Below are 21,302 nucleotides of genomic sequence, written 5' to 3'. Positions count from 1 at the left end.
GGACACCCCAATGAGCTGGCTCGATCGAGACCACACCATCGCCCCGCCAGGATTCAATCGCTGGCTCATTCCGCCGGCCGCACTCGCCGTGCACCTCTGTATCGGCCAGGCCTACGCCACGAGCGTCTACAAGACGGCGCTCGTGGCGCACTTCGACGCCAGCCTGGTTCAGATCGGGGTGATCTTCTCGATCGCCATCGTGATGCTCGGTCTGTCTGCGGCAATCATGGGCACCTGGGTCGACACCAACGGACCGCGCAAGGCGATGTTCGTCGCTGCTCTGTTCTGGTCGGGGGGATTCCTCGTCGGTTCGCTCGGAATCTTCACGAATCAGCTCTGGCTGGTGTACGTCGGCTACGGCTTCATCGGCGGTATCGGGCTGGGTATCGGTTACATTTCGCCGGTCTCCACGCTCATCAAGTGGTTTCCGGACCGTCCGGGACTCGCGACCGGCATGGCGATCATGGGCTTCGGCGGCGGCGCCCTCATCGCCAGCCCGGTGTCGACGGCGTTGCTCGCCTTCTACGACCCCAACTCCGGGGTCGAGAACTGGGTCGCCAGTGGTGATTCCGTGGGCAAGCTCTTTCTCACCCTCGCCGTGGTGTATCTCGCGTACATGATGTTCGGCGCTTTCACGATCAAGGTTCCGGCCGCTGATTGGGTGCCGGCCGGATTCGATCCTTCGAAGGTGCGTGTCAAGGCCCTCGTCACGAGCAACCACGTTTCAGCCAAGAATGCCATTCGAACGCGTCAATTCTGGCTGCTCTGGACCGTGTTGTTTTGCAACGTCACGGCCGGTATCGGCATCCTCGAGCAGGCCGCACCGATGATCCAGGACTTCTTCCGCCAGAATGACGGCAACTCGCTGGTCTCGGCGGCCGTTGCCGGCGGTTTTGTCGGCTTGTTGTCGCTGGGCAACATGGGTGGACGTTTCGTCTGGTCGGCTACCTCGGACAAGACCGGGCGTAAGAACATCTACATGGTCTACCTCGGTGTCGGCACGGTGTTGTACCTGTTGCTGGCCCTCTTCGGATCGAGCACGACGGTTCTCTACGTTGTTCTTGCCTTCGTCATCATCTCGTTCTATGGTGGCGGTTTCGCGACTGTACCGGCCTACCTGCGGGACCTGTTCGGAACCTTCCAGGTGGGGGCTATCCACGGCAGGCTGCTGACGGCCTGGTCAGCGGCTGGTATTGCTGGTCCGCTCATTGTGAACTCGTTCTTGGACGCTCAGGGAGCTCCGGGTGAGTTGACCGCTGCGGCCTACCAGCCGGCCCTGCTCACCATGGTCGGGCTGCTCGTTGTCGGCTTCGTGGCGAACCTCTTCGTACGACCGGTTCACACCGACTTTCACGAACCCGAAAAGCCGCTCGTCGGTGGAAAAGCAAGGAAGGCGCACGCATGAAGGTTGTAAAAGTCATCGTGGCTTGGGCGCTGGTGGGGATCCCGCTGGCCTACGGTATTTCTCAGACACTCGCGAAGGTGACGGCCCTGTTCGGCTAAACCTGGCCTCTTCAGACCTAAACAAATAGAGCCATGCCCCACTTATAGGGGCGTGGCTCTATTTGTGTATTGGGCGGTCGGTACCGATCAGGGCAGTTTGTCAGCCCGGGGGCCGTAATCATGCAATGATGGCGGATGGGGAAGTCGCTAACTTAGTTAGCTATGCCTGATTTGTGCGCTTTCGTGTTCGGGACCTCACCGTTTCTCGACTTGGAAGTGTCGAAATCCACCCATGTTCACTCGCGGCAACCCCGAATTGCCACGATTGATCCGCGGAGTTTCACGAAGAAGGAGCAGCCAATGGCTACCCACACCGCACTGGACAACCAACGATCCGCTGCAACCCTGCTCGAGGGAATTCGACGCGCCGACGACCTCACCGTGGCGGCCAGCCGCGATGGGGGCGCCAGGGCTGTGCGACTGCTCGCCCAAGCCGCGACCGATTTAAGCGACCAGCTCACCGCTATCGCCGCCGTGCACGCCCTCGCTCAGGTCTTCGACGACTCTGCCGATGAGGTGCTGGTGGCCCTCCTCTACCACGACTCCGCGTTTCTGCGCGAGCATGCCGCCTGGGCGTTCGGCACCCGGCTGCCGCGCTATGACGCGATCGCCGGTCTGGTCACCCTGGTTCGGCAGGGCGGCTTCTCCGGCATGCTCGCCCAGCGCACCCTGGAACAGTGGGGCTCTTCGGCTGCGGACCAGGTGGCCCTGCTGCTGGAGGGTTCGCTGCTCGGCATCTCTGAAACGGATGCCCGCGCCCGCCTCATCGAAACCATCGGCCTGATCCCCGGCCGAGTTCCCGAACGCCTGCTGCGCCGGGTGGCCACCGACAGCGCTGAGAGCCTGAGCGCTCGTGCCGCCGCAATTGCCGGCCTCGGTGACCGTGCCCCCAGCGAAGTCGTGCTCGGGTTGCTCAGCGCTCTGTCGCAAGACGACATAGCTGCCGGCGATGACATCGAACTCGCCGCCGTAGCCCGGCTGGCACTGTTCGATCTCACGGCGACGACCGCGCCGCGGCCGAAATGGAACCGGGGGACCACGATCGCCCAGCTGTTCCTGCACGCAGACATCGACGGTGGACTCTCCCAGGTGGGTGTCGGCGACAACGGCGGCATCGCGACCCTGCTGGTACGGCTCGGTGACGCCCTCGTCGCCGGGCCGACCGGCCTGCCCGGCGGCGAAACTCAGAGCGCCGCGGCATCCGCTCTACGTGCGCCGTTTGTCGGTAGTTGTTTCAGCGCTAGCCGCGCGAAAGAAGGAGACTCGGTAGAACGGGTCATCACCATGTCGCGCGGCACACACGAATCGGCGCTGAACGGCCTGGCCGATGTCGGGAGGACCCGGCGGGGGCACTCCTTCGCGGCGATTCCGTTCATCGACGGCGCGGTCCCATCCATCGATGCGTGGCCTCGGCGCGTTGCCGCGCAGCGCGGCATTCGGCGCATTCTCCGCTCGGCTGGTGTGGTCGATGCGATTCACCTGCGCATGGCCGACGTCGGCAGCCTCGCCGCGGCAACAGTGGCGCGGGACCTGGACATTCCGGTCGTCTTCACCGTCGCGCCAGACCCGCACGGCGTGATCGACTCCCTCGAAGCGAGTGGCGCGCTCACTCGGGCCAACTTCGGCACCGTCGATGCGGTCGAACACTTCTGGTTTCGCGCCCGCCTCGTACAGCGGCTCGCCGCGGATGCAGCTCACACCGTGCTGTTTCCACGCCCGCGACTAAAGCAAGATATGAAACGTCTGACTGGCATCGACATTGACGCGCACCCGGAACGGCACTCGGTCATTCCCGAGGGAATCGATCTCGCGGTGATCGACCGCTCCCGAATGGATGCGCTCGGCTCGCTCGGACTGACCGGCGGAAGCCTGGTGGTTTCACACGACGCCCACGACCGCGCCGCCGCCGAACCCGCTGCGCTTGCCTTTCACCAACTCGACGCCCTACTACGCACCCTGCCGCCGTCCCGGCGCGGACTGCCGTTGCTGATCAGCGTGGGTCGGCTACACCGAGTCAAGGGCATGGCCGCTCTGGTCGAAGCCTGGACTGGGAGCGCGACCCTGCAGCAACGCTGCAACCTGCTTATTGTCGGCGGCGACCTGGAGCATCCGTCGTTTGATGAGGGCGTTGAGCTGGCGCGGATGGCCCGCTCCCTACCTGGTTCTGGTCGTGACGACTCCGCCTCCCATGGCCTGCTGTTGGCCGGGCATCGCGCCAACGACACCGTTGCGCGGTGGCTGGCCGCCGTCCGCTACGGCCGGCCGGGCCTGGCGGCACCGTTCGGGGTGTACGTCTGCGCCAGTATGAAAGAGGAGTTTGGAATCGCCCTACTCGAGGCGATGGCCACCGGGCTCACGGTAGTCGCGCCGAATGGCGGAGGACCGGCCACGTACGTCGAGGACGGAGTGACCGGTATTCTCGTCGATACCGGTGACGGTGCCGCTCTCGCTCGTTCCATGGCTGAAGCCGTGGACCTTGCTGGTGGAGCGCGGGGCGGCGCCAATGCGACGCGAGCCCGCAGCATGGTGGCGAACAATTTCACGATTGGGGCGATGGCGTCCGCCCTCACCGATGTTTACCGCGACGTCGCCGTGGCGACCGAGCCGGCGGCCTGGGAACTGAGCGTGTCGTGACCCTGTTGATCATCAGCCCGGACTATGCCTCGCACCTGTATCCGCTCGCAACGCTCGGCGTCGCGTGGGCGCAGGCCGGCGAGCGCGTCGTGGTGGCGAGCGGGCCGGCAACGGCCGACATCGTCGCCGAATTCGGTTTTGAACGGGAAAACCTGCAGCTAGGCCGCGGTTCCAACCCCGGCACGATCCGCATTGAGCAGCAGCCCATCGGCGAAGACGACGCCCTGCGTGGATTTTTCGATGCCACCCGCCGTGGCATGGTCGAGACCCTGCGCTTTCAGGCCGAGGCGCGCAGCAGCGATCTGCTCTATAACCCCGTCGCGATTGCCCGCGAGGTGCAGCGCATCGTTGAGCGGCTACGGCCAGATCAGGTGATCGTTGACCACCTCGCCTTCAGCGCCAGACTGGGTTTGCTGAGCGCTGGTGTGGCGCACGCGGACGTGGTGCTCGGACACCCCTCGGCTCTGCCGGTTGGCGCGGAGGTTTACGGGTACCCGCCGGCCTGGCCCGCCGTGTTCTCTCCCGAACCGGCCGAGCTGGCTCTGCTCGAGCTGCAGTGCGAGGCCGTGCGCGATTCGTTCACCGCCGAGTGGAACGATGCGCTTTTTGAACTCGATCCGTCCGCGGCGCCGAGCCTCGACGCGTTTCAGGAGTGCGGCGATCTGCTGCTGCTCAACTACCCGGGCGAACTGCACGCATCGGCGCGCACCGATGAGCTTCCGCCGCATCTGTTTCTCGGGTCGGCGGTACGCTCCGAGGCCGTCGACCCCGAGGTTGAAGCCTGGCTGGCGGCCGATCCTCGGCCCCTCGTCTACGTGAGCTTCGGCAGTTTTCTCTCGGTACGCGGTGATGTGCTCGCGCGGGTCGCCGCCGCCCTCGACGCCCTGCCGGTTCGGGTCGCCATCGCCGTCGGGGCGACCGACCCCGCCGAGCTGGGCCCCATTCCGGACTCATGGCTGGTGCGCGGGTTTTTGCCACAGGTGCGCCTGCTGCAGGAGGCTGCCCTCGGTGTGACACACGGCGGCAACAATTCGGTGACCGAGGCGATGACGGCCGGAGTTCCGCTGGTCGTGCTGCCGTTTTCTACCGATCAGTTCGCCGGCGCGGCCGCCCTCGACGCAGCGGGCTTCGGCGCCTCGTTGCCGCCCAATACCGCCACGGTTCTCGACCTGCGGGCTGCCTGCGAACGGCTGCTGCGCCTCTCCGGCGACCCGCGCGCCCGTCTCGACGATCTCGCGCTGTCGTTGACCCGGCAATCCGGGGCCGAGCGGGCCTACGCGGCGCTGGGCCGGGTGTCGGCGCGGGGGTAGCCTCGTCGCGTCCCTGGGGCCGCTCAGGGGGCTCGCAACGTCGCGGAGCCAGGAGGGTGCGGGGCCTCCCAGTGCTTTCCGGGCCCGGGCCGGGAAAGTGGGCCCACGATAGATCATGGGCCCACGGTCCGAAGGTGGGCCCGGTGGTTCGGGGGACCGGGCTGCGTGGTCGAAAGAGGTTAGTCGGGCCGGTCGACGTCGGCCCCGGTGCCGAGGTCGCCGCACTCGACCGCCTCGACGTCGTGTGCGCGCAGGTACGGTCGCGCGCCGGTATCGCCAGCGAGAGTGTCGAGGAGCGGCGCCCAGTGCGCCCGGCCGATCACCACGGGATGCCCCGGCTGGCCGTCGAAACGGGCCTGACGCAGTGTGCCGGCGTCGCTCAAACCAATCAAGCGGGCCACCGTCGCGGTGTTCAGATCGGGCACGTCCACGGGAATGACGGCGACAGCGACGAGGTCGGGCTGTTCGAGCGCGCAGCCCAGGCCGGCGCGCAGGGAGGCCGAGAGCCCTTCGGCCCAGTCGGTGATCTGCACGACCAAGACGGATGCCGCCGGCCGGGCCGCGCTGTGCTGGCGAGCGCTGTGGGCCGCCGTGCTCGGGGCTGGCGCCGTTTGGGCGGCCGTGCTCGGGGATGGCGCCCCGTTGGTCGAGTCCGGATCAGTGCTGCCAGTGTTGCCAGTGTTGCCAGCGTTGAGCAGCGCCGCGGCGTGCGCCCCGTCCGCACCGAGCACAACGATAACCGGGGAACAACCGGCAGCTACGAGCACGTCGACGGCGGTCTGTAGCCAGGACCGGCCAGCGGCATCGTGCACGAGCGCTTTGGGCATGCCATAGCGGGAGCCAGCACCAGCGGCGAGCACGAGGCCGCCGATTCGGGCGGTGCCGGCGGGCAGCAGGATGCTCGTGGGCTGGGTGTCCGGAGGCGGCATCTGCATGTCTGCCATCGTAGGGTTCAGGGGCTGTGACGTGACGCCAGGTTCGCGCGTGACTGCGCCGAGCCGTGACGCCAAGTTCGCGCGCATTCGCTCGCCGAGCCGTGAGTGTCGAGCGCCGAGCCGTGAGCCTCAGCCCTGATTGCGGCTTTTTCGGTCCCAAACTCACGGCTCGGCGACTTGATTGACGCGAAACTCACGGCTCGACGAGCGCGAGCGCGATCACGTGCCCCTCCCGCGCGACGCGTGGCGCGGGACCTCTGGCCAGACCCGAACTCCCGCGTACTGGCGTAGGTCCCGCGTCGCGCGGCGCATCCGCTCAGCCGTGCAGCAGCCGCCAGATGCGGTCGCGCGACATCGGCAACTCGGTCGGGCGGATACCGATCGCATCACGTATGGCATTGGCCAGCGCCGGCGCGACCGGGTTGTAGGTCGATTCGCTCATCGACTTGGCACCGTAGGGCCCGAGCACGTCGTGGGTCTGCGCAAAGTAGACCTCGGTGACCGGCAGATCCACGAGTTGGGGAACGTGGTAATTGCGCAGCACCCGGGTCGTCACGGTCCCGGCGCCGTCGAGCAGAACCTCCTCGAACAGAGCAGTGCCGAGCGCCTGGGCCACCCCGCCCTCGATCTGCCCGCGGCACTGCTCGGGATTAATGACGAAGCCAGCATCCGCCGCCTGGATCGATTGCAGAATGCGCACCTCGCCGGTGTCGGTGTTCACGGCCACCCGAAACGCGTGCACGTTGAAGGCCAGGGACCGCAGCGCACCGTCTTCGCGCCTTGTGGCGGTTAGGTCGACGTCGTTGGCCGCGGCCCAGTGCATCAGGTAGTCCAGCGAAAGAAGGTCGGAATCTGACTCCACGGCACGTAGCCCGTCACGCTCCAGCTGCCAGGTCGCCGCTGCTGAAAGCCCGCTGCATGACGCCGCGGCTTCACCGAGCGACTCGGCCAGCGCGGTCGCCGCGGCGAGCACGGCCTTGCCGGCCACGACGACACCGGCCGAGCCGAACGCGCCCGAGTCGTAGCCGGCGGCATCCGTATCGGAGTGCATCAGATCGATGCGGTCCACGGTCGTGTGCAGCGCCGTAGCCGCGATCTGCGCGTGCACCGTCGTGGTGCCGTTGCCGAACTCGGTGGTGCCGACCCGCACCAGATAGCGGCCACCGGCCATCAGTTGAACGGATGCCTGCGAGCGGTGCCCGCGCGGCGGCGTGGTCGCGATCATCGACGACGCCATGCCGGTGCCGATCCGCCACTGGGGCCCCGCCGGGGGGACGACCCGATTGGCGCGTTTCAGGGCGGTTTCGGCGAGGTCGAGGCACTGGTGTAGGCCGTAGCTGCCGAAGACGAGGTCGGGGCCTTCCTCATGCGTGACCACGAGTGGGTCACCCGGCTTGACCGAGTTCAGTCGGCGCAGCTCAAACGGGTCCACGCCGAGTTCGCGGGCCAGTTCGTCGAGGGCACACTCGATTGCGAAAATGATCTGGCCGAGGCCGTAGCCGCGGAAGGCGCCCGACGGGGGGTTATTGGTGTAGACGCTCTGGGCATCCACTCTCTTGTTGGGCACGTTGTAGAGCGCGACGGATTCACTCGTACCGTGAAAAATCACGCCGGGTGCGTGGTTGCCGTAGGCGCCGGTGTCGGCGAGCGCGTCCAGTGTCAGGGCGGTGAGGCGGCCGTCGCCCTGCGCTCCGAGGGTGACGTCGATGGTCATCGGATGCCGTACCGGGGCGAGGGTGAACTCGTCGGTGCGGGTGAATTCGTACTGCACCGGGCGTCCGGTTTCGAGCACGGCGAGGGTGACTAGGTCTTCCGTGAGAAGCTCCTGCTTGCCGCCGAAGCCGCCGCCGACTCGCGCGGTAAAGACGCGTACGCCAGCTGGGTCGAGGTCGAACAGGCGGCAGATCTCCTTCTGCACCAAAAACGGAACCTGCGAGCTCGTGCGCAAGATCAGCCGTCCGCGGTCGAGCCAGCCGATCGTTGCGTGGGTTTCAAGGTGAGTGTGCGCGATGCGCTGGGTCTGCCAGCGGCCAGAGACGACGGTCGTGGCCTCGGCAAGACCGGCCTCAATGGAGCCGTGTTCGCCGTGCAGCCGAGCCACCAGGTTGCGCCCCGGGTCTGCCAGCCGCGAGACGACCGGATCCTTGTCGCCGTGCACGAGGGGAGCGCCGGGCGCTCCGGCCAGTCGAGGATCGAACACGGCGTCCCGTAGGTCGTACTCGACGTCAATGAGCCGGCAGGCAGCTTCGGCGATCGCCACCGAATCCGCCACGACCGCCGCCACCCGCTGGCCGCGAAAGCGCAGGGTCTGGTCGAAGACCAGGGTGTCGTCGGGGTCGTCGAAGCGGCTCTCGTGCCGCGCGGTCGAAAACAGCGTGGTGGGGGAGTCGGCATGGGTGAGCACACGGTGCACGCCCGGCAGCGCGGCAGCCCTAGCCACATTCAGAGAACGGATGCGTGCGTGCGCGTGCGGACTCCCCAGCACGGCCAGGTGCAGCAGACCGGGGATGGCCACGTCGAGGGTATAGGGTTCCAGGCCGCTCACCACGCGCTCCCCGGCGATCGCGCCGGGGGAGGTGCCGACCAGACCGGCTGCCCGCGCCGCCCGGGTGCGCCCGGTCGCCCGTACCGGTCCGAGGCTCGAAGCCTCGGAATGCTCCGGCGCGGTGTGGCAGGATCCTTCCGGCGGGGTGTGCTCGCCGACGATCGAATCGGAAATCGAGCGGTAGCCGGTGCACCGGCACAGGTTTCCCTTGAGCAGTCGGGGCAGGTCGTCGACGCCCAGCGCGGCATCCGCTTCGATGGCGGCGGCGGTGACGATCATGCCCGGGGTGCAGAAGCCGCACTGGAAGCCGGAAGCGTCGACGAAGCGCTGCTGTATCGGGGCCAGATTGCCAGGCCTGCCAAGGCCGGCCGCCGTCGTGATCTGCCTTCCCGCAGCTCGGTACGCCGGGTAGATACAGGAGTGTACGGGCGTGCCGTCGACCTGCACCGTGCAGGCACCGCAGTCGCCGGTATCGCACCCCTTCTTCACGTCGAAATGCTCGTTCTCGCGAAGAAGCGTGCGCAGGCACTGGCCGGGAAGCGGCGTCGCTTCGACCCGGGTGCCGTTGACCTCAAAGGTCATGGCGCCGATCTCCTCGATTTTCGCCTGTTCCAGCGTCATGCGCGGCCTCCGGCCAGTTCGAGTTCGACGCGAATCTCTTCGCCGAGCAGCAGCCCCATCGCGCGTCGCCAGTCGGCGGCGCCGTGGGCATCCGTGAACCAGCAGTCGATCGTGGCGATATCGCGGGCGAGTACGTGGGCGGTGGGTAGCACCGAGTAGCGCAGCTGCACCGGGCGCAGCGTCGCCGCCGTCACCGTGAGCACGAAAGCACCGAGCACGTCGAGGCGTCCGGCGAGCACCGCGCCCGAGCGCCCGAGCGGCGACAGGGCAATCTTGCGATACGCCGTCTGAGCGTGCAGCGAGGCGAGCGGCACGTGGATCGAGCGCAAGACATCGCCGTCGGCGAGCACGTTGGTCATATTTCCGGTGACAAACGAGCGGGCCGGCACGACATCGTCGCTGCCGTCAGCCCGCCAGACCAGCAGTTCGGCGTCAAGCGCGACCGCGAGGGTGATCATCGGGCCGGCCGGTAGGGAGGTGGCCAAATTGCCGCCGACCGTCGCCACGTTCCACACCTTAAAGGAGCCGAACAGGGCCGTGCAGCACTGATAGAACAGCGGATGCGCCGCCCAGCCCGCCCGCATCGGCAGCCGGGAGAGCTCGTCCAGCGTACAGGTCGCACCGATGACGAGGCCCTCGTCGGTCACCGTCAGGGCCGGCCAGTCGAACGTCTGCAGGTCGACGAGACCGGTGAGATGAGCACGCGGGTCGGCAAACAGCTCTGATCCGCCGGCCAGCGGCACGACGGTCGGCCCGAGCGCGCCGAGGTCGCTGCGCTGTCGTGCTGCGGTGATCTGGGTCAGGGTGCAAAGATCCATGGGTCTTCCGTCGCGTGCCGGGTCGAGCCGTGCGAGCGGTCAACAGCACACGGAAGTGATTTTAACAGCAGGCTACCGTACAGAAATTTCAGGTGCCGCCGCGGCGTCACACGTCGATCGCGTAGACGAGTTCTTCCTGCAGCATGCCCAGCCATTCATAGAGTTCGCGCAGAAACGGAGTGTCCTCGGTGGCGAGGTTCACGACGCCGTCTGGCGAGATCTGCAGCCGGTCGGCGAGGGTCAGGCGCAGGTCGGTGAGGCTGCGCAGCCAGGCCTGCACTGCGTCGGGGTCGACACTGACCGTGACCGGCTGGCGATCCTCGCTGTCGGGCGTGGCGGCATCCGGTTCGCCGGCAGCCAATGAGTCCAGCACGATCTGGGCATTCTGCGCTTTGCGCTCGAGCAGGCCGGTCGCCGTAAAGCGGCGGAATTCGGCCGCCGCTTCGTCGTCGTCGCGGTAGGCGTCGGGCAGCAGTCGGCCGAAGACTCCGTCGCTTGCGGCGAGCTGAGGGTCGGTGCTGCCGGAGTGGAGCATTTCGAGAAGCTGGGTAGTGACGAGGCCGAGTAGGTCCGCTTCGATCGCTTCGAAGCGGCCGAGCAACATGCCGTCCGGCTGCGGGGTGAATCGCCGCAGGGTGCTCATTCCTCGGCCTTCGCGAGTGTCGCCCAGAGACCGTAACCGTGCATGGCCTCGACGTGGCGTTCCATGGATTCTCGATTGCCCGTAGCTACGACGGCCCGGCCGTTGTTGTGCACCTGCAGCATGAGTCGTTCGGCTTGCTTGGGGGTGACACCGAAATAGCTGCGAAAAACGTAGGCGACATACGACATGAGATTCACCGGGTCGTCCCAGACCAGGGTCACCCACGGTCGGTCGAGTGACACCTCCTCGCGCAGCTCGGTGTGTTCGGCGGTCTTGGTCACCCCTCAAGCCTCACACGCTACCGCCGGGTTTTCCACCGCCGTGACATACTCCGCTTCGCGGTGTCCGCATTCGGGGCGAGGGAATATCCTTGGAGTATGACGTCTTTTGCACCATCGTCCGCCGTTTTCCCAGCCCATGCCGCCCAGCACCCAGAATTGGCTCCGCTCACCAACACCGACGTTGAGCGCATTCGCAACGACTTTCCGGTGCTGCACCAGACGGTGAACGGGCATCCGCTCGTCTATCTCGACTCGGGAGCGACCTCGCAGAACCCGATCAGCGTGATGGAGGCCGAGCAGGAATACTACGAGCAGCGAAACGCCGCCGTGCACCGCGGCGCTCACACGCTCGCCGTCGAAGCGACGGAGGTATTCGAAGCCGCCCGCGATAAAGTCGCCGCGTTCGTCGGCGCAGAGGCCGACGAGATCGTCTGGACCTCCAACGCCACCGAGGCCATCAACCTGCTCGCCTACAGTTTCTCCAACGCCTCGCTCGGCCTCGGCGGCCCCGCCGCGCGCCGGTTCAGCCTGGGCGCCGGCGACGAGATCGTGGTCACCGAGATGGAACACCACGCCAATCTCATTCCCTGGCAGCAACTGGCGCTCCGCACCGGGGCGACCCTGCGTTTCATTCCCGTGCTCGATGACGGCACCCTCGACCTGCTTTCCGCAGCGGATGTCGTGGGCCAACACACGAGACTGCTCGCTTTCACGCATGGCTCGAACGTCACCGGAACCATCAACCCGGTCGCCGAACTCGTGGCGCTGGCCCGAAAAGTCGGGGCACTGGTCGTACTGGACGCCTGCCAGACCGTGCCACACCTGCCGGTCAACGTGAAGGCGCTCGATGTGGACTTCGCCGTCTTCTCGGGTCACAAGATGCTCGGCCCGACCGGCATCGGCGTTCTCTTCGGCAAGGCAGAACTGCTCGCCGAAATGCCACCTTTTCTCACCGGCGGATCGATGATCACGACCGTGAACATGCAGACTGCCGAGTTTCTCGCGCCGCCGCAGCGCTTCGAAGCCGGCACGCAGCGCATCTCGCAGGCCATCGCTCTGGCGGCGGCCGTCGACTACCTGAGCGAAACCGGCATGGAGCGGGTCGCAGCGTGGGAAGCCCAGCTCGGCCAGCGCCTGGTCGCCGGGGTCGCCGAGATCTCCGGCGTGCGCCTGCTCGGCCCCGGACTCGGCGTGGAACGACTGGGGCTCGCCGCCGTCGACGTCGCCGGCGTGCACGCCCACGACGTCGGCCAGTTTCTCGACGATGCCGGCATCGCCGTGCGGGTCGGTCACCACTGCGCCCAACCGCTGCACCGCCGCCTGGGCGTGACCGCCTCCACGCGCGCGAGCACCTACCTCTACAACACCACCGACGAGGTCGACCTGTTCCTGGCCACCCTCGCCGAGGTCGCTCCCTTCTTCGGCGTCAAGCCATGAGCGACCTGCAGCAGCTCTACCAGACGATCATTCTCGAGCACGCGAAAACCCGCCACGGAGCGGTCGAACTCGCGCCGCTGGCCGAGGCCGTATCCCGCGGCGCCGCGAGCGGCCTGAGCGTGGCCGAATCGCACCAGATTAACACCACCTGCGGCGACGAGATCACGCTGCGCGTCTCGATCGACACCGAAACGGTCACCGAGCTGGTCTGGACCGGGGAGGGCTGCTCGATCTCGCAGGCATCCGCTTCGATTCTCACCGACACCCTGCGCGGCCTCAGCACGGCCGAGGCACGCGCCCTGCTCGACAACTTTCGCGAGATGCTGCGCTCCCGCGGCAAGATTGAACCGGACGAAGAGATTCTCGGGGATGCCGCCGCCTTCGGGGGAGTCTCGCGCTACCCGGCCAGGGTCAAGTGCGCCATGCTGCCGTGGGTCGCCTTCGAGGCTGCGCTGATCGAGGCGGAGTCGCGGTAGCCGAGTCGCGCGTTCCACCGCACACTGTCGAACGAGTCCGTCGATGTTCCGGCGGAACTGCGTGCATCACCGCTCGGCGAGGAACTGGGCAAAGGTGCGGGTGCCGGCCCGATTAGCGGGAACGAGGTTGTAACCGGCGCGGAAAGCGGAAAAAGTCTTGCCGGGAAGGCGCAGCGGAAGGATGGCTCGGCGAGAGCCGAGGGTGGCCAGGGCGAGCCGTTGGGCCGAAAATATCTCTGGTCCGCCAATGTCGGGCGTCTGCCCAGCCGGTCCCGTCGCGACGTGGGCAACGAGCCGAGTGGCCACGTCTCGCACATCGATGGGCTGCAGCCGGATGCTCGGGGCGAGCACCACCGGTATCCGTCGTTGTGCACGGAAAATGCTCCAGATCAGATTGTGGAATTGGGTGGCGCGCAGCACCGTGTACCCCAGTCTCGATGCGGCGATAGCCTGCTCCGTGGCGAGCTTCTCGCGGTAGTAGCCGAGCGGAATCTGATCGACGCCGACGATGGAGATGTAGATCAGGTGGGCCGGTTTCTCGGCCCGCACCGCGCAATCGATGAGTCGTTGGGTCAGGTTTCGGTCGCCGCGCCGGGGATTGGTGGCGCAGTGGATGATCGTGTCGACGCCGCGCAACGCTCTGTCCAGCCCGGCACCGGTGGCGAGGTCGCCGAGGAATCTGGTGCTATCGGCGGACGCCGTGCGGCTCAGAATTCTGAGGTCGTGTCCCTCGGCGACGACCCGCGGTGCGACCGCGCGCCCCAGCGTTCCCGTACCACCGGTGAGTAAGACTGTATTCATGCTGGCAGTCTATTCACCCCAGACGTCACGCGCCGGGCACCAGTCGGCGTTAGGCGGCGAGGGTGCCGAGCTCGGCGTGCAGCGGCCAGTCCTGGTCATCGAGGATGAGCTGGGCGCAGGCACCGGTGCGGGCGTTGACCACGATGGGAGCCATCAGGTTCACCGTCGTGGTGCTCTCGCCGGGGTTGACGACCACGAGCACGAGGGCGTCGTCGGGGGTCGTCAGCGACAGGGCTTTGGACTGCTCGCTGGAGATCGCCGGGGTGTAGCTCGGCAGAAAGATGGCCGCGTCCAGCACGAACAGGCGCGTGGTCGGCTGAGCGGATGCCTGCAGCGAGTACAGACCGGCGGCCCCGTCGATCTCGTCGAGCACAAAGTCGGTGAGCGGAGCCAACCCGGGCGGGGGCGACACAAAGCGCAGAGTCGGGCTGGTGAGAGTACTGCTCATGCGAGAAAGTCCATCAGGGTTGGTTGAAGTACACGGGCAGTGACAGCGAGCGCGGCCTGATAGGTCATTTCCTGTAGTTTCAAATCGAGGATTACCTGGCCGAGGTCGGCGTCTTCGATGCCGGAGCGCTGGGCATCCAGTGTGCCGGCTTTCTCGAGCAGGGTGGACTGGGCTCGTTCAATTTGCACCTGGCGGGCGCCGACGTCTGTGTGCTGACCAACCATGACTGCCATCCGTTCATCAATAGTCGTAAGGCGTGCTCCCACATCAACGGGCGTCGGCGAGCGTAAGTCTCCTACGATGTTGTCGAGCAGATCGAACACCGAGCCGGAGCCCACGCTGGTCGGAGTGTCGAAGATCGCGCCGCCGTCGGCGTCGACCCGCACGGTGCTGGTGGCGCTGATGCGCCGTTCGACGCTGCCCGCGCCACCCATATATTCGTAAGTCGCCGGGTTCGAACCCCGAAGGATAAACGCCGTCGCATCATCCGAATTACCGGCGAACACGCTACGGCCGAGAAACGTCGTGTTGGCCTGGGTGGCGAGGTCGGTTTTGAGACCTTCCAATTCGACGGCGATCGCTTCCCTCGCAGCGTCCGTGAGCGCTCCGGAGTTCGCGCCCTGCACAGTCAGGTCGCGCACGCGGTTCATGATGTCGGTGGCCGACGACAGGGCCGAGTCGATCGTGGTCAGCCAGTCGTTGCCGTTGTCAGCGTTGGAGCTGTACTGATCGACCGCGCGTATCTCGGCGCGCACGGACATCGCGGCCGCGGCGGCGGTCGGGTCGTCGGAGGACCGGTTGATGGTCTTCAGCGTGCTGGCTTGTTCCTGCAATCGCGCCAGCTGGGTCAGGTTGTCTTGCAGATTGCGCTGGGCCGCACGCATCTGGGTCTGGTTGGTCACTCGATCAACCATGATCTACCTCCCGACCAATCCGGTGCGGTTGATCAAGGTATCGAGCATTTCGTCGACGGCCGTCATCATGCGGGCCGCGCCTTGGTACGCGTGCTGGAACATGAGCAGGTTCACATTCTCTTCGTCGAGGTCGACCGAGGAGTTGGAGAGTTGTTGGTTGGCGGCCCCCGACGACATCGAGCTGGCCAGGGAGGCCGACTGCAGCTCGGTCTGCGTGAGTACGCCCGTCTTCGTCACGAAGTCCGACCAGACGGTGCTCGGCGAGACGATGACGCTGCCATCTGGGGCGAATCCGGCGCCGAGCTGGGCGATTGCATCCGCTATCGTGCTGTCATACGCACCAGAATCACTTGATGCGCGAACGGCCATATCAGCGGATGCCTGTGGCACGATACTGAGAGCCTGCGCGGCCGGTGTGCCAGACGCGACAGCGAAGAACTTCTGGTCGGTCGCATCCGCTTGCGTGAATCCGGTCGAGTAGATGGCGTTGACCTTGTCGGCCAGATCGCTCGCGAACGAGTTGTACGAGGCCGCGGCTTCGGCCAGCGCGCCACCGGCGCCACTGCTGGCCGGGCCGAGCAGCGACAGCGCGCCGGCGATTTCGCCGCTGGCCATCGAGACCGGTGTCTGAGCGTTGTCTGTCCATTCGAGCTGCACCGACACGTTGTCCTGCATGACCCGTGCACCAGTGACGCGCAGGTGATGAGCCGTCCCGCCGGATACCAGTGCGTTACCGCCCACGAGCACGTTTACGGTGCCGTCGGCCTGCTCTGTGACGGTTGCGCCGGTGAGGGCAGCGATCGTGGTGGTGAGGGAGTTGCGCTGGTCGAGCAGTTCATTGGCCGTACCGCCCGTGGCCAGACTCTGGCGAATCTGTACGTTGAGCGCGGCGACCTGAGCGGCCGCACCGTTGAGTTCAGAGACCATGTTGTCCAGGTCGGTGCGCACCGATGACCACTCGTTCGAGACGGCCTGATAGCCCTCGGAGATCTGCGTGACCAGCTCGCCGGCCGTTCCGAGCAGCAGCGCGGCAGGGGCGGCCGTGTCCGTGCCATTGGCGAGGGTCTGCCAGCCGGCCCAGAATTCGTCAAGTTTTGCAGAGATGCCGTTTTCGCCGGGCTCATTCAGTGAGTCTTCGACCGAGGCGAGCGCATTCGCGCGCACAGCCGTATAGCCGGCGGTTGCGGCGGTCGCTCGAACCCGCGCGTCGAGTTGGGCACTAGCGAGGCGTTCGATCCCGTCCATGGCTACGCCTTCGCCGACCCGGGCGCCCTGCGAAAAGACGCCGGTCGAAGCCGTGGCCCCGAGAGCGGAGGTCGACACGCGCTGCCGGGTGTAGCCATCCGTATTGGCGTTGGCAATGTTCTGCCCGACCACGTTGAGGCCTTGGCGCGCTGCGACGAGGCCGGTGTACGCGGTGTTCAAACCGCCGAAAGTGCTCACCGGGTGGTCCATTCGTTTCGCTTACAGGTCATGAGGTGCCTTAAAGGTTGCGGTCGAAGATGCGAGCGACGGTTTCGGGAGCGGCGGTTGCACCACTCGCGTCGTAGGTACGGGGGTTGACATTCAACGTGCTCAAGGTCTCTTGAGTGGAGCGAACCGCTGCGCGTATGTATCGTTCGTTGGTTCCCTGCAGTTCCCTGATCTGAACGGTGAGATCGCCCATGGCCTTGAGGTGAGAAGCGAAGATTTCGCCCCACGGGCCGGCCGGGGAGTGTGCAGCGAGTTCGCTCAGGGTGGCGTCCTCGGCAGTGCCCCACTGTGTGGCCAGCGCAGCGACTTCAACCGAGCGGCCGAGGCCTGCCTCCCGCACCAACGTCAAAACCTGCTCGACTTCCCGAGTGGCGTATTGCAGCCAGCGCGATTTGCCGCCCTGAAGCAACAATTGTTCCTCCTGGAGCTTGAAGATGAGAAGCTCCAGCAGCTCGCGTTCACGCCATAGCAGCGCGGACAGTTCATTGGCGCCCATGACTACTCCACCCATCATTTTTGGCCTAGGCCAGCGTCACACCGATGCGTGCCGTCCAGTTCATTCGAGATCACTATCGGTCACCCTGTCATGCCCGTTAGGGAATTGGCGGTGAAAATAGCCGGTTTGTCCTCTTAAGAGAGGACGGAACTACGCCCAAAATGGGCATTTTTTGGTCCTCATTTCCCCATAACTGGGGTAGCTTTGACCATGAGGTCAATGTGCCTCGCGTTGGGGTGATCAGGGCATTTCCCCACGCTGGAGACAGGTGACATGTTTCGGGGGGCACTGTGAATCGCAAAGACCGTAATGCGCTCGTCGTGGAGAATTTGCCGCTCGTCGGCTATCTCGTATCTGAGGTCTGGGCTAAGGCTCGTCACCTCTCCCGCGACGACCTCGCGTCGGCCGGTGCACTGGCGCTGATCACATCAGCGGATGCCTTTGATCCGGCTCTGGGGGTACCCTTCGGTGCTTTCGCCCGCCGCCGCATTATTGGCGCTTTCGCCGACGACATGCGCTCGAGTGATTGGGCGACCCGCTCGGCTCGCCGCCGCATCAAAGAAACCCTCGCCGTGCAGGACACGCTCTCGGCAGCGCTCGGGCGCACCCCCAACGTGAACGAGATCGCGAACGCCCTCGGTGTCGACCGTGACACTGCAGCGGCTGGCCTGGCCGACGCGGCCCGCACCCTCTCGGCCCTCGATGACACAACCGCCGAGTTTCTCGTGGCCGATACCGCCATGCCAGAAGAATCCCTACTCTCCACCGAACGCCTGGTCTACCTGCGTGCAGCCGTCGGCGCCCTGCCCGACAAAATGCGTGCCATCGTCGAACAGATCTATTTCGACGATCGCTCCGTCAAAGACATCGCGGCTGAACTCGGCACCACCCACTCCGCCGTGTCGCAAACGCGGGCGGAGGCGATTCGCCTGTTGCGCGATGGGCTGGTCACGCACTACTCCGACGAGACCGTGGCGGGGTTCAAGCCGGAGTCCCGCATAGCGCCGGCCCGACGCAGCGCTTACCTGGCCCGCCTCGCCGATCTGGCGAGCGTCGGTCTGACCCACAGCGTGCAGGAGCACCGGCAACTCGATACCTCCCGCGCCGCATCCTGACTCTGCCCTAGCGCTCGGTCGGTAGTTGAACTGTTGGATCGTCCGGCCCATGGAACGAACCGTTGAGGGCGTTGAAGTGCGCAGCAGATCAGTCTTCGCGGATTTCTAACCCGCATTCGAAACTGGCCGATAGCTCATGGTGCTGGCCCATGGATGGGCCGGTGAACTTGACCCAATCACGGAGGATTCATCATGGCCATGCAGGTAAACACAAACATTGCGGCGAACAACGCGTACCGCAACCTCGCAACAACCCAGAACGACCTGTCGAAGTCGCTGGAGAAGCTCTCCAGTGGTCTTCGCATCAACCGTGCAGCGGATGACGCAGCCGGGCTCACCATTTCCGAGGGCCTGAAGTCGCAGGTCGGTGGCCTCACGGTCGCCAGCCGCAACGCGCAGGACGCCGTCAGCGTCATCCAAACCGCTGAAGGTTCGCTCAACGAGGTCACTTCCATTCTGCAGCGCATGCGCGACCTCGCTGTGCAAGCCGGTAACGACTCGAACAATGCCGAATCACGCACCGCGATCACGACCGAGGTTGGACAGCTGACCAATGAGCTGACACGGATTAGCGAATCTACCAACTTCAATGGAACGGCACTTCTCAACGGCGCACCGGACTCTGCAGGGGTGCTGAGCTTTCAGGTGGGCGCAAATGGCGACGCCAGCAGCCAGATTGCCGTTGATTTGAGCAAGGCGAACGTTGCCGTCATCGGCAGGGGGCTCGCCTCAACCAACGTCGGAACCTCATTTGCCGGGGCTGCGACCGCGACCGGCGCCTTGACCTTCAGCATTACAAATGGTGCCGACGTTGTTAGCGTTGTGACGGGCAGCGTTACTACCGGAGATACCGCGACCACGGCCGCAGCCGCATTGAATGGTGATGCCAACTTCAGCAAAGCTCTGACTGCTTCTGTGGATGAGGGAGGCAAGCTCAATATCAAGTCGCTCAGCGGTGGAGTGATTGCGGAAACGACAACCACTGCTGTCCTTGGTGGGGCGGCTGCAACCCAGAGCCTGATCGGCGGCTTGGATTTCTCCAGTGCAAGTGGCGCCGCGTCGTCTCTCGTTACACTCGACAAGCAGATCACGGCCGTATCGAGTGCTCGCGCCGAGCTCGGTGCAAACCAGAACCGGTTCGAGAGCGTTATCAAGAACCTGGCCGTCTCCAAGGAGAACCTCACCGCTGCCGGATCGCGTATTCGCGACACCGACATGGCCGAGGAAATGGTCAAGTACACCCGTGCGAACATCCTGTCGCAGGCCGGTACCGCCATGCTCGCGCAGGCCAACCAGTCCAACTCGGGCGTTCTGCAGCTCCTCCAGTAACACCAGCTCAACCGCTCGACCAGATCGATCCTGATCTGAGCTTGGTGGCGGCCGAGGCGCGTTCTGCACAAGCGCCTCGGCAGCCCCCAGGCTTTTTTCACACCAGCACGGGCATCCGCTTTCTTGCGGTCTGCCAGAGTACAAACTAAGAGAAGGTCGTTCTATGTCTCTCGCAGTCGATGGCCTGATCAGCGGCCTGGACACCACGTCGCTCATCAACTCGCTGATGACCCTTGAGGCCGGCCCGCAAAATCAGCTGAAGGCCAGGGTTACCAGCTCGAACACCCTGGTGACGGCGCTCCAGGGGTTGAACACCTCGATCGCTTCACTCGCCACCCTCGCCGCAAAGGCGACCGCTACCGACGCGCTTGACCTCTACTCGGCGAAGAGCAGTTCCCCGGGCGTCACCGTTTCGGCCGGGGCAACGGCTACCGGCGGTGAGATCGACATTGTCGTCGACAAGCTTGCTCAGGGCCAAGTATCGGTCTCGAGCGCGGTAGCCGTCTGGCCCGGCTCCAACTTCTCCATCACCAACACGGCATCGGGCGTGGCCACCGTCATTTCTGCCGGGTCGTCGAGCCTCGACGACGTCATTACGGCAGTGAACGCCTCCGATGCCGGAGTGAAAGCGGTGAAGGTGGCCGCCGGAACGGACAGCAGCGGCAACGCCCTCTATCGCTTGCAATTCACCGCGACGTCGACCGGAGTCTCCAGCGCATTCGCGTTCACTTTCGACCCGTCCGATCCGGCGACCGATCCAACGATGACCGAGATCAAGACAGCGCAGGATGCCTCGGTGCGGCTCTGGGCCAATACCGGCGCCCAGCAGACGATCACGTCGGCGACCAACACCTTCAGTGACCTGCTGCCCGGAGTCTCGGTGACGGCATCCGCTGTGTCGACCGACCCGGTGACCGTGAGCGTCACCCGCAACGATGCCGCGGTGAGCACTATCGCTTCTGACCTGGTGGGCGCGCTCAATGGGGTCTTCGCCCTGATCTCAACGAAATCCGCCGTGGTCAACAGCACGGATTCCACCGGAAAGGCCGTGCTGTCGGCGGGGGTCTTCACCGGCGACAGCACCGTGCGCGACGTGAAGCAGTCCATTTTGAACGCGGCCTCGGCCCCGGTCGGCGGCAGGTCGCCGTCGGACATTGGCATCAGCATCACCAAGAGTGGCACGCTGGAATTTGATTCAACCAAGTTCGCAACAGCGATGGCCGAGGACCCCGACTATGTCAAGGGCGTGCTGGCCGAGATCGCCGCGCGCGTGGGGGCAGCGGCGGAGAACGCGTCCGACAAGTACGACGGCATGATCACCGGCAAGATCACCGGCCAGGAAAGCCTCGTCAAGAGCCTCGGCACCCAGATCGACAGCTGGGACCTCCGACTGGCATCGCGCCGGTCTACCCTGGAACGCACCTACGCCGCGATGGAAGTGCAGCTGAGCAGCATGAACGCTCAGTCTGCCTGGCTTAGTGCCCAGGTGAGCGCCCTGACCAGCTCAACCTCGAAATGATGAC

General features: G+C 65.5%; 19 protein-coding genes. 9 read left to right on the top strand and 10 right to left on the bottom strand.

Going from position 1 to position 21,302, the window contains the following annotated elements:
- Positions 1 to 10 precede the first annotated feature (10 nt).
- The 4 genes from E3T39_RS08625 to E3T39_RS08615 all read left to right on the top strand — a co-directional run bounded on the left by E3T39_RS08625 (position 11) and on the right by E3T39_RS08615 (position 5,447).
- Entirely contained in the window at positions 11 to 1,405 is a 1,395-nt protein-coding gene (locus tag E3T39_RS08625) for an OFA family MFS transporter (RefSeq protein WP_134514408.1), read from the top strand.
- Complete coding sequence (locus E3T39_RS16705; protein ID WP_420898154.1) at positions 1,402 to 1,503, top strand: MFS transporter small subunit; 102 nt, start codon at positions 1,402 to 1,404, stop codon at positions 1,501 to 1,503. The genes E3T39_RS08625 and E3T39_RS16705 overlap by 4 nt, the downstream gene beginning before the upstream one ends.
- Positions 1,504 to 1,803: 300 nt before the next feature.
- Entirely contained in the window at positions 1,804 to 4,137 is a 2,334-nt protein-coding gene (locus E3T39_RS08620) for a glycosyltransferase (RefSeq protein WP_134514406.1), read from the top strand.
- Positions 4,134 to 5,447 (top strand): nucleotide disphospho-sugar-binding domain-containing protein, encoded by a 1,314-nt coding sequence (locus tag E3T39_RS08615; protein ID WP_134514405.1) that lies wholly within the window; start codon positions 4,134 to 4,136, stop codon positions 5,445 to 5,447. The genes E3T39_RS08620 and E3T39_RS08615 overlap by 4 nt, the downstream gene beginning before the upstream one ends.
- Positions 5,448 to 5,626: 179 nt before the next feature.
- On the opposite strand, the gene E3T39_RS08610 is transcribed toward E3T39_RS08615, so the two are convergent.
- The 5 genes from E3T39_RS08610 to clpS all read right to left on the bottom strand — a co-directional run bounded on the left by E3T39_RS08610 (position 5,627) and on the right by clpS (position 11,290).
- The gene (locus E3T39_RS08610) at positions 5,627 to 6,382 is read right to left on the bottom strand and encodes a nucleotidyltransferase family protein (protein WP_166784092.1); all 756 of its coding nucleotides are present in this window, start codon (positions 6,380 to 6,382) and stop codon (positions 5,627 to 5,629) included.
- 316 nt (positions 6,383 to 6,698) lie between these two features.
- Positions 6,699 to 9,509, bottom strand: a complete 2,811-nt coding sequence (locus E3T39_RS08605) for a molybdopterin-dependent oxidoreductase (RefSeq protein ID WP_134514459.1) — start codon at positions 9,507 to 9,509, stop codon at positions 6,699 to 6,701.
- A gap of 35 nt (positions 9,510 to 9,544) precedes the next feature.
- Entirely contained in the window at positions 9,545 to 10,366 is an 822-nt protein-coding gene (locus tag E3T39_RS08600) for an FAD binding domain-containing protein (protein ID WP_134514401.1), read from the bottom strand.
- 106 nt (positions 10,367 to 10,472) lie between these two features.
- Positions 10,473 to 11,009, bottom strand: coding sequence for a DUF2017 family protein (locus E3T39_RS08595; protein WP_134514399.1), 537 nt, complete (start codon positions 11,007 to 11,009; stop codon positions 10,473 to 10,475).
- Positions 11,006 to 11,290 carry an ATP-dependent Clp protease adapter ClpS gene (gene clpS / locus E3T39_RS08590; RefSeq protein WP_134514397.1) on the bottom strand — a complete coding sequence of 95 codons (285 nt, stop codon included), beginning with the start codon at positions 11,288 to 11,290 and terminating at the stop codon, positions 11,006 to 11,008. The genes E3T39_RS08595 and clpS overlap by 4 nt, the downstream gene beginning before the upstream one ends.
- 96 nt (positions 11,291 to 11,386) lie before the next feature.
- Here clpS and E3T39_RS08585 point away from each other — a divergent pair, with 96 nt between their 5' ends.
- Positions 11,387 to 12,727, top strand: coding sequence for an aminotransferase class V-fold PLP-dependent enzyme (locus E3T39_RS08585; RefSeq protein ID WP_134514396.1), 1,341 nt, complete (start codon positions 11,387 to 11,389; stop codon positions 12,725 to 12,727).
- Positions 12,724 to 13,203, top strand: coding sequence for a Fe-S cluster assembly sulfur transfer protein SufU (sufU, locus tag E3T39_RS08580; RefSeq protein ID WP_134514394.1), 480 nt, complete (start codon positions 12,724 to 12,726; stop codon positions 13,201 to 13,203). Before E3T39_RS08585 ends, sufU begins: the two co-directional genes overlap by 4 nt.
- A gap of 66 nt (positions 13,204 to 13,269) precedes the next feature.
- Here sufU and E3T39_RS08575 read toward each other — a convergent pair whose 3' ends face one another.
- The 5 genes from E3T39_RS08575 to E3T39_RS08555 are packed head-to-tail and all read right to left on the bottom strand — an operon-like array spanning position 13,270 to position 17,335.
- Positions 13,270 to 14,004 carry an SDR family oxidoreductase gene (locus tag E3T39_RS08575; protein WP_134514392.1) on the bottom strand — a complete coding sequence of 245 codons (735 nt, stop codon included), beginning with the start codon at positions 14,002 to 14,004 and terminating at the stop codon, positions 13,270 to 13,272.
- 49 nt (positions 14,005 to 14,053) lie between these two features.
- Positions 14,054 to 14,452, bottom strand: a complete 399-nt coding sequence (locus E3T39_RS08570) for a flagellar assembly protein FliW (RefSeq protein WP_134514390.1) — start codon at positions 14,450 to 14,452, stop codon at positions 14,054 to 14,056.
- The gene (gene flgL, locus E3T39_RS08565; RefSeq protein ID WP_134514388.1) at positions 14,449 to 15,366 is read right to left on the bottom strand and encodes a flagellar hook-associated protein FlgL; all 918 of its coding nucleotides are present in this window, start codon (positions 15,364 to 15,366) and stop codon (positions 14,449 to 14,451) included. The genes E3T39_RS08570 and flgL overlap by 4 nt, the downstream gene beginning before the upstream one ends.
- Before the next feature lie 3 nt (positions 15,367 to 15,369).
- Complete coding sequence (flgK, locus tag E3T39_RS08560) at positions 15,370 to 16,809, bottom strand: flagellar hook-associated protein FlgK (RefSeq protein WP_134514386.1); 1,440 nt, start codon at positions 16,807 to 16,809, stop codon at positions 15,370 to 15,372.
- A gap of 40 nt (positions 16,810 to 16,849) precedes the next feature.
- Positions 16,850 to 17,335 carry a flagellar protein FlgN gene (locus E3T39_RS08555; RefSeq protein WP_134514384.1) on the bottom strand — a complete coding sequence of 162 codons (486 nt, stop codon included), beginning with the start codon at positions 17,333 to 17,335 and terminating at the stop codon, positions 16,850 to 16,852.
- A gap of 290 nt (positions 17,336 to 17,625) precedes the next feature.
- Here E3T39_RS08555 and E3T39_RS08550 point away from each other — a divergent pair, with 290 nt between their 5' ends.
- The 3 genes from E3T39_RS08550 (at position 17,626) to fliD (ending at position 21,298) form a co-directional block, all read left to right on the top strand.
- Positions 17,626 to 18,450, top strand: a complete 825-nt coding sequence (locus E3T39_RS08550) for a sigma-70 family RNA polymerase sigma factor (protein ID WP_134514382.1) — start codon at positions 17,626 to 17,628, stop codon at positions 18,448 to 18,450.
- Between the two features lie 192 nt (positions 18,451 to 18,642).
- Entirely contained in the window at positions 18,643 to 19,779 is a 1,137-nt protein-coding gene (locus tag E3T39_RS08545) for a flagellin N-terminal helical domain-containing protein (protein WP_134514380.1), read from the top strand.
- Positions 19,780 to 19,942: 163 nt separating this feature from the next.
- Positions 19,943 to 21,298, top strand: a complete 1,356-nt coding sequence (gene fliD, locus E3T39_RS08540) for a flagellar filament capping protein FliD (protein ID WP_134514378.1) — start codon at positions 19,943 to 19,945, stop codon at positions 21,296 to 21,298.
- Positions 21,299 to 21,302 lie beyond the last annotated feature (4 nt).

Origin of the sequence: Cryobacterium suzukii, assembly GCF_004403185.1 — a bacterium.
In the GTDB taxonomy this organism is placed as follows: Bacteria; Actinomycetota; Actinomycetes; order Actinomycetales; family Microbacteriaceae; genus Cryobacterium; species Cryobacterium suzukii.
This window is presented reverse-complemented; position numbering and strand designations above follow the sequence as displayed.

What these genes read in the sequence shown, in the direction of transcription:
- E3T39_RS08600 (WP_134514401.1), bottom strand. Translation starts at nt 10,366, where the DNA reads ATGGATCTTTGCACCCTGACCCAGATCACCGCAGCACGACAGCGCAGC.
- E3T39_RS08545 (WP_134514380.1), top strand. Translation starts at nt 18,643, where the DNA reads ATGGCCATGCAGGTAAACACAAACATTGCGGCGAACAACGCGTACCGC.
- E3T39_RS08620 (WP_134514406.1), top strand. Translation starts at nt 1,804, where the DNA reads ATGGCTACCCACACCGCACTGGACAACCAACGATCCGCTGCAACCCTG.
- E3T39_RS08605 (WP_134514459.1), bottom strand. Translation starts at nt 9,509, where the DNA reads ATGACCTTTGAGGTCAACGGCACCCGGGTCGAAGCGACGCCGCTTCCC.
- sufU (WP_134514394.1), top strand. Translation starts at nt 12,724, where the DNA reads ATGAGCGACCTGCAGCAGCTCTACCAGACGATCATTCTCGAGCACGCG.
- E3T39_RS08575 (WP_134514392.1), bottom strand. Translation starts at nt 14,004, where the DNA reads ATGAATACAGTCTTACTCACCGGTGGTACGGGAACGCTGGGGCGCGCG.
- flgL (WP_134514388.1), bottom strand. Translation starts at nt 15,366, where the DNA reads ATGGTTGATCGAGTGACCAACCAGACCCAGATGCGTGCGGCCCAGCGC.
- E3T39_RS08625 (WP_134514408.1), top strand. Translation starts at nt 11, where the DNA reads ATGAGCTGGCTCGATCGAGACCACACCATCGCCCCGCCAGGATTCAAT.
- fliD (WP_134514378.1), top strand. Translation starts at nt 19,943, where the DNA reads ATGTCTCTCGCAGTCGATGGCCTGATCAGCGGCCTGGACACCACGTCG.
- E3T39_RS08610 (WP_166784092.1), bottom strand. Translation starts at nt 6,382, where the DNA reads ATGCAGATGCCGCCTCCGGACACCCAGCCCACGAGCATCCTGCTGCCC.
- E3T39_RS08595 (WP_134514399.1), bottom strand. Translation starts at nt 11,009, where the DNA reads ATGAGCACCCTGCGGCGATTCACCCCGCAGCCGGACGGCATGTTGCTC.
- E3T39_RS08585 (WP_134514396.1), top strand. Translation starts at nt 11,387, where the DNA reads ATGACGTCTTTTGCACCATCGTCCGCCGTTTTCCCAGCCCATGCCGCC.
- E3T39_RS16705 (WP_420898154.1), top strand. Translation starts at nt 1,402, where the DNA reads ATGAAGGTTGTAAAAGTCATCGTGGCTTGGGCGCTGGTGGGGATCCCG.
- E3T39_RS08570 (WP_134514390.1), bottom strand. Translation starts at nt 14,452, where the DNA reads ATGAGCAGTACTCTCACCAGCCCGACTCTGCGCTTTGTGTCGCCCCCG.
- E3T39_RS08555 (WP_134514384.1), bottom strand. Translation starts at nt 17,335, where the DNA reads ATGGGCGCCAATGAACTGTCCGCGCTGCTATGGCGTGAACGCGAGCTG.